The sequence below is a fragment of the Candidatus Neptunochlamydia vexilliferae genome (assembly GCF_015356785.1).
Classification (GTDB): domain Bacteria; phylum Chlamydiota; class Chlamydiia; order Chlamydiales; family Simkaniaceae; genus Neptunichlamydia; species Neptunichlamydia vexilliferae.
The window spans coordinates 24,395-34,803 of sequence record NZ_JAAEJV010000019.1 but is presented as its reverse complement, the minus strand read 5'-3'; the positions used below and the strand labels follow the sequence as shown (position 1 = coordinate 34,803).

The 10,409-nt window shown below is 45.4% G+C and carries 11 protein-coding genes; 4 read left to right on the top strand and 7 right to left on the bottom strand.

Translation table 11 applies throughout. From position 1 onward, the window contains the following. The first annotated feature begins 335 nt into the window (after positions 1-335). Complete coding sequence (locus NEPTK9_RS04695; protein WP_194847673.1) at positions 336-668, top strand: hypothetical protein; 333 nt, start codon at positions 336-338, stop codon at positions 666-668. A 575-nt stretch (positions 669-1,243) separates the two neighbouring features. Continuing rightward, positions 1,244-2,491, top strand: a complete 1,248-nt coding sequence (locus NEPTK9_RS04690; protein WP_194847672.1) for an F-box protein — start codon at positions 1,244-1,246, stop codon at positions 2,489-2,491. Here NEPTK9_RS04690 and NEPTK9_RS04685 read toward each other — a convergent pair. From NEPTK9_RS04685 to NEPTK9_RS04665, 5 genes are all read right to left on the bottom strand, one after another. Next, complete coding sequence (locus NEPTK9_RS04685) at positions 2,488-3,144, bottom strand: hypothetical protein (protein ID WP_194847671.1); 657 nt, start codon at positions 3,142-3,144, stop codon at positions 2,488-2,490. The genes NEPTK9_RS04690 and NEPTK9_RS04685 overlap by 4 nt on opposite strands. 3 nt (positions 3,145-3,147) lie before the next feature. Further along, on the bottom strand, positions 3,148-3,573 hold the full coding sequence (locus NEPTK9_RS04680) for a CdsG family type III secretion system protein (protein WP_194847670.1): 426 nt from the start codon (positions 3,571-3,573) through the stop codon (positions 3,148-3,150). A 306-nt stretch (positions 3,574-3,879) separates the two neighbouring features. Beyond that, positions 3,880-4,113 carry a DUF5398 family protein gene (locus NEPTK9_RS04675; RefSeq protein ID WP_194847669.1) on the bottom strand — a complete coding sequence of 78 codons (234 nt, stop codon included), beginning with the start codon at positions 4,111-4,113 and terminating at the stop codon, positions 3,880-3,882. Positions 4,114-4,137: 24 nt separating this feature from the next. After that, positions 4,138-5,877, bottom strand: a complete 1,740-nt coding sequence (gene sctD / locus NEPTK9_RS04670) for a type III secretion system inner membrane ring subunit SctD (protein WP_194847668.1) — start codon at positions 5,875-5,877, stop codon at positions 4,138-4,140. Between the two features lie 68 nt (positions 5,878-5,945). Then, on the bottom strand, positions 5,946-6,350 hold the full coding sequence (locus NEPTK9_RS04665) for a type III secretion system chaperone (RefSeq protein ID WP_194847667.1): 405 nt from the start codon (positions 6,348-6,350) through the stop codon (positions 5,946-5,948). Positions 6,351-6,616: 266 nt separating this feature from the next. On the opposite strand from NEPTK9_RS04665, the gene NEPTK9_RS04660 reads away from it, so the two are divergent. Further along, the gene (locus tag NEPTK9_RS04660; RefSeq protein WP_194847666.1) at positions 6,617-7,030 is read left to right on the top strand and encodes a hypothetical protein; all 414 of its coding nucleotides are present in this window, start codon (positions 6,617-6,619) and stop codon (positions 7,028-7,030) included. A gap of 140 nt (positions 7,031-7,170) precedes the next feature. Continuing rightward, positions 7,171-8,535 (top strand): hypothetical protein, encoded by a 1,365-nt coding sequence (locus tag NEPTK9_RS04655; RefSeq protein ID WP_194847665.1) that lies wholly within the window; start codon positions 7,171-7,173, stop codon positions 8,533-8,535. Here NEPTK9_RS04655 and clpX read toward each other — a convergent pair. Next, positions 8,532-9,776 carry an ATP-dependent Clp protease ATP-binding subunit ClpX gene (gene clpX / locus NEPTK9_RS04650; RefSeq protein WP_194847664.1) on the bottom strand — a complete coding sequence of 415 codons (1,245 nt, stop codon included), beginning with the start codon at positions 9,774-9,776 and terminating at the stop codon, positions 8,532-8,534. The two genes, NEPTK9_RS04655 and clpX, sit on opposite strands and share 4 nt — an antisense overlap. Continuing rightward, positions 9,777-10,379, bottom strand: coding sequence for an ATP-dependent Clp protease proteolytic subunit (locus tag NEPTK9_RS04645; protein WP_194847663.1), 603 nt, complete (start codon positions 10,377-10,379; stop codon positions 9,777-9,779). It lies immediately after the preceding gene. Positions 10,380-10,409: the final 30 nt, after the last annotated feature.

Below are 10,409 nucleotides of genomic sequence, written 5' to 3'. Positions count from 1 at the left end.
TATTTAGATATGGAACCTCTATTAAAAGAGATTTAAACAATTGAAATAGAATGAGAAAAGAAGAAATGATCGAATTTACAGAAAAAGTGTTGCTTTATCTCCTCTCAAAAGGCCATAGGAGTGCAGTTGCTGAATCCACCGGCAGTCTTGTACGTCTGTTTTACGACCTGGAACACTTTTAAAAAATCGTGGATTAACGAGTAGGACCTCCAAACCCGCCTCGTCTAGCATCTGAATAGTTACGATATCAGATGTATTACTAAAGAAATCTATTGATTTTCCTGATCTCGTTAATTATAATAGGATAAGGAAATATTAAGGAGTAATCAGACACCATGTCTTCAATAAATTGGCCCGAAGTTCTAGCAATCCTCGCCGCATTTGGAGGAGCTTTTGCTTACATGATGAATCGATTAGATGGCCTGAGAAAAGAGCTTAATAATAAAATCGAAAATGTTGTCGACAAAGCTAAAAAAGAACTTAAAAGTGAAATCAAGGACCTCGACAAAAAGATCGATGCGGTTGAAAAAGACGTACACCAAGTATATTCTAAGGTCAGCAATATTGAGGGACAGATGATTCAAATGACCCGCCCTAATATTATCCCTATCACCAGGCATCATGAGAAGCCGCTTGATGATGATGGTCAGAATGTGCAAGAGTGCTAACACGAAATCTCCTAATCCATTAAATTCCAAGATAATGATATAAAAAACGAGCTTGGAAGCCAAAAGCTAGGGAAGGCCACCTGGGTCCTCATCAGCAAAAACATGTTGGAAGGGAGCCGAAGCAAAACCTACGATGAGCAGAAAAAGATCATGAGCGCCTATGCCTCCCAAGGATATACCCTACCGAAAGCTTTAGAGGTCACAGCAGCTCCTTAATCCACGAGAAAGAGACCAAAAAGAGGCTGCTGACCGGATGACCCATGGACATATACCCGATGCCAAGAGAGCGTGGATAACAATCGATGGCCTGTGGCCATTGGCGGCTTTGCCGCTGGGGGCCGGCATGTGTACTACTACCATCGGGCTGCCAACGTGTCTTTCGGTGTTGTTGGCGCCCGGAAGCTTGGCGCTTGACCTTTGGGGCCCCGAAGGGGCAAGGGGCCTTCTGACGCCGGGGAGCGTGCGAAGCAAAGCTCCTAGGCGCTGGCGCGACTTTTTTTGAGAGGGGGTAAATGATTTAACAAAAAGAGAGTCTGAATAATAATCAAAGGCCTGTGAACAAGGAGAAGTAAAAAATGAGCGCAACAAGCGACATTAACAAAGTAAGCATAAAATACGAGGGTTTTCAGCCAGGGAAAGCAGACTTTGCAAAGCTTCCGTATGAGATTGTATTAGCGATCTTTAAAAAACTTGGCCCTATGGATCAAGTCGCAGCGATGATTACCTGCAAAAGCTGGAAAAATGTAGGAGAGGATAAAAGTCTTAAAAGTGTGAGAGATTTTTGCTTAGGTAAGAGAGAGTGGAAAAAGCACTTTAAGAAAGTCGAGGGGATAGAAAAACCGCTCCCCCCTAATATCAACAAAATTCTTAGTGCTCCCACTCCCTTCAAAGTCGAAGGGTATAGCGGCAAGGTGCGCGATACCCACATCCTCGTCTGGATCCCCGAGGTTGTCGATGGGGTGACTATTTCGCTCAATGGGCTAAACACCCTTTTTAAATACGGATATTATAAAGATTATGTAAAAAATGAGCTCGGAGGCCAAAAGCTAGGAAAGGCCACCTGGGTCCTCATCAGCAAAAACATCTTGGAAGGAAGCCGAGACAAAACCTACGATGAGCAAAAAAAGATCATGAGCGCCTATGTCTCCCAAGGGTATAGTCTCCCGAAGGCATTAGAGGTCACAGCAGCCCTTTTAATCCACGAGAAAGAGACAAAAAAGAGGCTACTGAACAATGACCCATGGACATATACCCGATGCCAAGCGTGGGTAACAATCAATAGAGAGCCTGTGGCCATTGGCGGCTTCGCCGCTGGGGGACTGACTGTCACCTCCTCCCGCTGGGCCTATCAGCCTCATGGTGTTGTTGGCGTCCGGAAGATATGGCAGCAGTTAGAGAAAAGGATTAAACAGAAGGAAATTTTCATGTCAGCAATAGGAAATAACCCAAACAAGCAGAAGCCAACTCATCAGGAGCTAAAAGAGATCGTTCTTTCGTCCGATTTTCTTCTGGAAGTGGCAAAAGATAAGGACTCTTTGACCGCTGAGCAAAGGCAGCAGCTCACGATTACCATGCTATGGAAGAAGAGTGAGTATCTTTTGCAAGAAGTTGGGGATTTAAAAAAAGAAAATGAAAAAAAAGATCGAAAAATCGCTGTGCTTGAAAAGGGGATGGTTCAGGCAAACCTTCGCTATGAAAGATGCCTCAAGCTGGTGAACTCTTTTGCAGGTCAGCAGGCGGAGTTAGAGAAAAGGATTAAAAAACTGGATTCTGGGGAAAGAGCCAGAAAAAAGCAAAAGACATGCAATAACAACAATAATTAGAGCTGGATGTTGAAGAGGGTTTTGATGTCGCTTGTTGCCGTGCTTAAGAGAACCGAAGAGTACTCGAGTTCTTGCTGCGCTTTGGCAAGCTTCACCTGAATAGTGAGCATCTCTCCAGGGTTGAGCGATTTTCCACTCATGTTGAGTTTGTTTATGCGGGACTGTGCCTCGGCAAGTTGCGTTTGGGAGTCGGTCACAAGCCCTAAGAACTTGTTGACGGGACTTTGCCGCGAAAACTTTGCAACGGGAGGGCCGGTTTCGGCGCCCGTTTTCTTGGCCGCTGTTCGGATGTTTTGGTTGGCGCTGCTGAGCTTATTCCGGAGAAGATATTTTTGCGATTGCCGGAGTTTGAGGTCTTTATTCGTGAGCTGGGTTTGAAGATCGCCAAGGACCGAGGAGTTGCTGTTCATCTGCGCGGCAATGGTTTCGTGGGTCGGGCCCGCCCCTGGCTGGACCGGTTTTCCTTGCGCCGCGAGGTCAAAGGGAGTTGGCCCTTCGGTTTTTGCGTCGCCAGAACCCTCTGGACCACTTTCTTTCATGTAGGATTCGAAAGATTCGGTCGGCTGGGGGAGATGCTTATCTCCAGGCTGGATCCCCTTTGCGGGGTCTATATTAGAAGTGCTGCCGATTTTTTCGGGAAAATTATCTGCCATGATTTACTTAGAAGGTTGCGCTCCGCCGCCAGGTTTTTTGACGAAATGTTCTACAAAATCGAGGGTGGTGTTTGCCACTTTCTTTACATCGCTATCTGAAGAGTCTTTAGCCGCTTCTTCGAGGATTTTTTCTCCTTGTGTCACCTGATCAGGGGTGAGTGAAAAGGCGATTCCTAAGAAGGTCTTTGCCATTTCGTTGTCAGGCTCTTTGGCAAGGACTTCTTCAAAACACTTGATCGCATTTTTAAGCTCAAGCTTGTGGAGATGGAGATAGCCAATTCCCACTTGAACGAGGGAGTTGTCTGGACGCAAAAGTTCGCATGCCTTAAACATCTTCACAGCAGCATCTTCATCTGCCTGGTTAATGGCGATAAACCCAGCCTCCAAAAAGAGAAAGAAGTCTTCGTCATATTTAGATAGGTCTTCCATGATCCTAGTCCTTCACTTAGGTTAACTTACTTTCTGGTTACGTACCGAGGTATTGATCATCGAGTTGACCTGAGAGATCAGGTTCGAGATCGAGTCACCTACTTGTGTCACCTGAGACATTGAGAATTGCAAAAGGAGGAATTTACCAGGTGTTGCCGCGGAAAGTCGACTTGCAACGTTTTTAACCTGCGAAACCACCTCTGCTTGCAATTTCGAATAACTTTTAATTAACGTGTAAAACGTTAATGAAACTGGGTGTTGTCCACCGGCATCTGAACTCATATTTACCTCATTCCAACTATAATTCTACTTGCGGGTCGTCCGCTCAACAACCCTTTTTAGGGCGCCATAAGCTTGGAGAAGCACTCCACACTTATCAAAATTTTCTGAAGCAGCCCCTTCGCGTAGGGTTGTTTTTAACTGATTTGTTTGCGCATCGATTTGATCGAGCACTTTCTTCTTTTCTTTAGAGCTTTTAAGATCTTTTTCGAGATCAAACTCAAAGCGGGGGGGCTTGTCATCTTTTTCTAATCCGAACATTCTATCTCCAAACCTCTGATTCGTTTAATTTTGATTGTAGTTAATCCTGTATTTTATGCCATCTTTTTCGAGAAAAACTGAATGATTATCCATACTCGTAATTCTCATCCCATCTAAATTGCCTCCAACGGAAAGAATTTTTCCATTGATGACAACATACTGGTTCACATTTCCATATTTTGAACTTCCTGTTACCTGATACTTCGATGAAATGTCAACAATTCCACTTGTTGGCGTCGAAAAAATTACAAAATTCTTTACCAATCGGATCCCTTTAATCTTTTTCAAGTCGGTCACCATCGCATTATATTTTCGCTCTTGGTTTGAGGGAACACGTCCCGCTAAAATGAGTTCTCCATTTCCAAATTGGAAGGTGACATTTCCAAACGCATTTTCGGTTAAAATGCCTTGAACTTGTGCTTCAAGAGTATTTTCAACGACCACCTGGTTGTCTAATTTGTCAAGGTAGGGGAAGTTTAAGTTGATATATTCAGAAAGTTTCGTCGCTTCTTCAAGCGTTCCTACATACCCTCGCAAAACAAAATGGCCGGGGATCATTGAAGTGAGGTTCACCCCCCGCCATGCGGGGTTTTTCATCACAAGCGCATTGGTGTTTTCCCAGACAAGCTCATCGATAATCACATTATCTTCGATCGATTGGACAAACCTTAGCGAATTGAGAAGGTAGACCATCTCTTGTTGATCGACCTCTGTCATTACATGTCCCAAAATAAAAAGTTTTCCCGTAGCTGGGTTAAAAGAAAACTCGACCTCTGGGAAATTTTTCAATGCCTTGGCGATTTGATTTGGCTCATCCCCCTCTACGAGAGTGATTGTTTCTGACTTAAAGAGGGTAAAGACTCCACCCAAACCGAGGACCAATAGTACCGCAAAGACTCCCGCAATTACCAAATGGCGTGTGGGGATGATCATCTTTTTCCAGTTTTTCTTTGCTGCTGCTTCCGCAGCCTCTTCCTTGGCCTCTTCGGCCTTTTCCTCTGCTGTTTTCGGGGTGACATACTCCATCCCTGCAGTAGGGGAGACGATCGTTTCTCGCGTTTCTTGTTGGTCGATTGCTAAAAAGGAGGTGGTCCCTAGAGCAATCAGATCTTGAGACTTGACTTCGGTGACCCCTTCGATCTCTTCGCCGTTGATCCGCACCTTGTTGAGACTTCCCAAGTCTTCAATGGTGACCTTTCCCTCTTTATCGGCAATTATTTTTGCATGTTGGCGGGAAACGCTTAAATCTTGAAAGAGGATATCGCAGGTATTAGGATCCTTACCGATGATGAGGGTTGCTTCTTCGTGGAGGCCAAACTCCGCCCCCGCATTGGGTCCTGAAATGACCTTGATGATCCACCGCGCTTCTGCAGCCCCTCGAAAGGCGAGGCCCCCAAGCTCATCCTCTTCCTCATAAATGGTAGGAGATTCGGTAGGCTCCTCTTCTGCAGACGCTTCCGCAGGATCTTTTAAGGTAAAGCGGAAAAAAACATTTCCAATTTGAACCGTATCTCCCTCTTGAAGGAGGACCGGCTCTTCCATTGTTTTTCCATTGATACTTGCAGGGTTGATCGCGCTGAGGTTTTCAATGACATACCCCTCATCGGTCTTGCGGCAAACCACATGTTTACGCGAGACCATCGGATCTTCGATAGCTTGATAAGAAACGTCAGGATCGCGTCCCAAAGCCCACTCTTCGCCCTCTTCCAAGCGAATCATAAGACCAGCAAGCGGTCCTTCTTCGGCGATTAAAAAACCAGCCATTACCTCATTCCACAGTTCATACCTACCTTCCGGAGGTTACACACTTATGAGTTTTATGGCTAGCACTTTTACATAAGAGATGTTTGGAGGTGAACAATCTCCTCTTTCCAGTAGTCGATATAGTTGAGGAAATCCTCGAGGCTTTCATGAAAAGTTTTATAGTCAACTTCGAAAGGAAGGGTCAGAGACAAGGTGAAAAACTTTTCCTTTTCGTCGATTCCAATCGCGCCGCCTCCCGTTCCTTGGCCAAGAAGATTCGCCTTCATCAGATGGATGAAAAGAGCCTCTTTATTTTTTGCTTTGGGGATGGGGAGGATCTTTGCGCTCAAGAAAAGGCCGGGGTCAAGCTCTCTAATAAGAATAAGAGAGCCAGGGCTGACCCGCAGCTCGTAGAAGCCTTCCTTGTTTTTCTGGGGGATGGCACCGAGCTTAAGCTCTTCGGCCACCATTTCTATCAGTTTTTCCGCTTGCATATCTTTCTGATTTAAAGCTTTCTTAGATTTTTATCAATGGAAAGCTCAGTACACGACAATTTTTTGGAAGGCGAGGGGCAAGCGAGGCAAAACCAGATTTTCTTGAATGACGAATCCCATAGTCAAGGCGCTATGGGTGAGGAAGAAAGGAAATCTGGTGAAGCCGCAGTTGCCCATCGACTCCAAAAATTATCGTGTGCTGAGAAGAAAAGTAGACACTCACCTAAATATGATCTATAATAAAGGTAGGACCTGGGAGAGTATATATGGAAGATGAGTTTGATCGGATTATGGGCTTTTTTGACCTCAGCTCTGAGGAGAAGGAAGCGCGTCTAAAAGAGGTGTTTGAAGACTCGGTCGAGTACTTCAAGCGCTTTAAGTATCAGATGCTTAATGGCACAGAAGAGGAAAAAAAGGAATCTCTCAAGAAAATGACCCTCCTGAAGGCCAAAATGGAGGAGGAGACCCAGCGGATCTGTAAAAAGACAGGGATGACCCCTGAGCAGCTCGCTGCCTACTCGAGCGACCCCAAGAATTTCTCCCAGGAGCAGTGGGGGGCCATCAAAGGGGCCAAACAAAAGCTCGATGAGGACGCCAAAGAGATGAAAAAGAAGGGTGATGGGGGAAATGAACCCCCTAAAAAGAGGCGAAAACGGCCTAAAAAATGGATCCAGTCTTAAGTGTCTTGTTTTCAGCGATTTAAAGCGCTAATAATTTCCGTAATCAGCTAAATGTTAGATGTTTACACTTTTGTTTTCTTGGAATTACCTGTAAAATAAAGGGTTAATATGGTATAATTAAAGAAAAAAGAAGGGTAATCATGTCTAGTTTTATCAATTATAACTCGATTAGCATAGACGAGTCCAAAAGTAAGCCTCTGATACGAGATTATAGTAATAAATGTCTTATTGAAAGGACGGATCAAAAGACAACTGACTTGAGCGCTTTAATTACAGCTGATGCGAGTCAGTTGAGTCCAACTGCTCGGGTTACCGTTCAGTCACCAATCCAAACTTCCGCTCAAGGAATGATGCTGATTCCAGCCGCTGCTACAAAAAGAGGGCCAAAAGAAGGGAGGCTTTATGGTGGTTCAGCAAGGTTAATCCTTTCTCAGGGAGCTTTTTCTACTGGTATCAGCCGCGAAGTGGACCTAGAAAAAAAGAATGGTAAGACAGATACCGATCGTCAACAAAAGATTAACACAGAGCTTGAAAAGATCAAGTGGTGGCTTAATATTGGAAGTGGGCAGCCCGTCCGTGTGACCTTTGATGGTTTTATAGAAACGAATGGTAAGAGATACTGTATTCACGACTTAGAGGATGTAAAAAAATTACTTACAGAGCAAGGACTAGCACCAGGTTCTGATGCTGAGGCTATAGAAGTTCAACAGGGAGTACTTAGCAGTATTGGAAAGCTTAAAACACTTGCCAAGCCATTTGCAGGAAATCGGAAAGATAGCCCATTTATTCAAGATTACTTAGGGACACCACAACTGCTCTTTCCCCACCTTTCAGCAAAAAAATCTGAAAGTGCTTCTCGATTGAAAAAGAGTTTAAGAAGCCAAACAAAGCTGGCTGCAATAGGGCTGAGCGAAGAGAAGAACAATCGCGAGAAAGTCAAAAAAATTAAGGAAAAGGTCATCAAGCCTTTACGCATGAGAATATTGGAACGCACAACTCTTCGGCAAAAAGATAATCGTGACAGTAATGACGAACAACGACTTAAAGAGCTGGAGGCAGAGATCGCTAAGCTTCAAGAGGTGGAAAGAGCAAATGAAGAGCTTATTTATTTTACCTTACTAGAGCTTGCTAAAGACGATATCCTTGATAAAGACCTTGAAGAACTTCGCCCTTTTGTAGAAAAGGTTGCTGGACACTATGACAAAATGGTTAGGCCGAAAAAAGGAGAAAAGACCGATGGCAAAGAAGTAGCGGCAATTATTCTCCATGTTGCAAACCGTGACCTCACTGAAATTATGGACTTTACTCAAGGAAAATATGGAATTCCTAGAGTTGAAAAGTGGATCATTCAAGTGGCTTTAGATAGACCTCTTTCAGAGATAGATCCTTTTGTTAGGAGCATATTAGCGCCGACTTCACCTAGCAGTATTTCTCGTGATGATATTGACAATAACCTTATTGCCCCCAGAAACTCATATGACTCCTCAAGCAGCAGCGACTACTAACCTGCCTTCCGTTTTGAGTATTTGATCACAGGGGGCGCTTCTTCGTTCACACATCCCTCATCGATGAGGACCTCCTTAACGGTGGGATCAGAGGGAATTTCATACATCAGATCCATGAGAAGTGTTTCGACGATCATGCGCAGGGCGCGGGCGCCTGTATCGGACTTTTTTGCTTTGGTGGCAATCGCACGGAGCGCTTCGTCGGTAAAGGAAAGCTCCACGCCATCTTCAGAAAAAAGAGCGATATATTGCTCGATCACCGCATTGCGGGGCTTGACGAGGATCTCGACAAGGTCGTCCAGGGTCAGCTCATTGCAGTTTGCGATGCTGTTAAAGCGACCGATAAACTCGGGGATGAGGCCAAACTCAACGAGATCTTCGGTCTCCACTTTTGAGAGGAGATAGTTGGTCTCAGTAGCGTCAAAGGCGCGGTCTTGCTGCTTCGTGTCGAAACCGATCACCCCTTTCCCGAGGCGCTTAGCAATCATTTTGTCGAGATTGACAAAGGCTCCTCCAGCGATGAAGAGGATGTTTTCTGTGTTGACCTTGATGTATTCTTGGTTGGGATGTTTCCGTCCCCCTTTGGGTGGAATATTGGCAACCGTTCCCTCAACAATTTTGAGAAGAGACTGTTGCACTCCTTCTCCTGAAACATCGCGGGTAATCGAAACGTTCCCCGTTGTTTTGCGGGTTTTGTCGATTTCATCGATGTAGATGATCCCTTGCTCTGCGCGGGCAATGTCATAGTCGGCACTTTGAACAAGGCGGAGGATGATGTTTTCCACATCTTCGCCGACGTAGCCTGCCTCGGTCAAGGTTGTTGCATCGGCAATCGCAAAGGGGACATCGAGCACTTCCGCAAGGGTGCGGGCGATGAGGGTTTTTCCTGAGCCGGTTGGACCTAAAAGGAGGACGTTCGACTTGCTATACTGGGTAGCGCCAGGGTTGTTAGTAAGCGAACGGACACGCTTATAGTGGTTATAGACGGCGACAGAAATCGTTTTCTTGGCCCGCTCCTGACCAATGATATAGTCATCAAGGCGGGTCTTAATCTCTTTTGGTTTGAGAAGTTTGAACTCCCCCTTGGCATCCTTTTTTTCGACGATGTCAACACATAGGCGGACACACTTGTCGCAGATAAAGGCGTTAGGACCAGAGACAATCTTGTCGACGGTGTCTTCAGCCCGTCCACAAAAAGAGCAGCAAGTCGTTTCTTCAGATTTGGTCTTTTTTTTGCTCATCTATACCGTGGTGAGTTGTTTCTTGGTGGGGGTAACCACTTTATCGATCAGTCCATACTCAACAGCTTCTTCTGCGCTCATGAAAAAGTCGCGGTCAGAGTCTTCAATCACCTTTTCGAGCGTTTGCCCAGTATGTTCAGCGATGATTTCTGCTGTGAGCTGCTTGGCGCGGACAATTTCTTTTGCTTGGATGTGGATGTCAGCAGAAGAACCGGTGATCCCTCCGTAGGGTTGGTGGATCATGATCCGACTGTTGGGAAGGGCAAACCGTTTCCCTTTGGTTCCTGCGCAAAGGAGAAGAGCTCCAAAAGAAGCGGCTTGTCCTAGGCAGTAGGTGTTGACATCGATTCCGAGGAAGCGGATGGTATCGTAGATCGCAAGGCCTGCAGTGACCGAGCCACCAGGAGAGTTAATGTAAATGCTAATGTCTTTTTTGGGATCTTCAGCGCGGAGGAAAATCAATTGCGCCACAACAGCGTTAGCGACTTGATCATCGATCGCCGTTCCGATAAAGATAATCCGATCTTTGAGGAGACGGGAGTAGATATCCATCGCACGTTCGCCACGTCCGGTGTCTTCAATTACGGTAGGTATTACAGGCATGCCAACTCCTTTTATTTGACGTTTTTTATC

What these genes read in the sequence shown, in the direction of transcription:
- NEPTK9_RS04695 (WP_194847673.1), top strand. Translation starts at nt 336, where the DNA reads ATGTCTTCAATAAATTGGCCCGAAGTTCTAGCAATCCTCGCCGCATTT.
- clpX (WP_194847664.1), bottom strand. Translation starts at nt 9,776, where the DNA reads ATGAGCAAAAAAAAGACCAAATCTGAAGAAACGACTTGCTGCTCTTTT.
- NEPTK9_RS04685 (WP_194847671.1), bottom strand. Translation starts at nt 3,144, where the DNA reads ATGGCAGATAATTTTCCCGAAAAAATCGGCAGCACTTCTAATATAGAC.
- NEPTK9_RS04680 (WP_194847670.1), bottom strand. Translation starts at nt 3,573, where the DNA reads ATGGAAGACCTATCTAAATATGACGAAGACTTCTTTCTCTTTTTGGAG.
- NEPTK9_RS04645 (WP_194847663.1), bottom strand. Translation starts at nt 10,379, where the DNA reads ATGCCTGTAATACCTACCGTAATTGAAGACACCGGACGTGGCGAACGT.
- NEPTK9_RS04655 (WP_194847665.1), top strand. Translation starts at nt 7,171, where the DNA reads ATGTCTAGTTTTATCAATTATAACTCGATTAGCATAGACGAGTCCAAA.
- NEPTK9_RS04675 (WP_194847669.1), bottom strand. Translation starts at nt 4,113, where the DNA reads ATGTTCGGATTAGAAAAAGATGACAAGCCCCCCCGCTTTGAGTTTGAT.
- NEPTK9_RS04690 (WP_194847672.1), top strand. Translation starts at nt 1,244, where the DNA reads ATGAGCGCAACAAGCGACATTAACAAAGTAAGCATAAAATACGAGGGT.
- sctD (WP_194847668.1), bottom strand. Translation starts at nt 5,877, where the DNA reads ATGGCTGGTTTTTTAATCGCCGAAGAAGGACCGCTTGCTGGTCTTATG.
- NEPTK9_RS04665 (WP_194847667.1), bottom strand. Translation starts at nt 6,350, where the DNA reads ATGCAAGCGGAAAAACTGATAGAAATGGTGGCCGAAGAGCTTAAGCTC.
- NEPTK9_RS04660 (WP_194847666.1), top strand. Translation starts at nt 6,617, where the DNA reads ATGGAAGATGAGTTTGATCGGATTATGGGCTTTTTTGACCTCAGCTCT.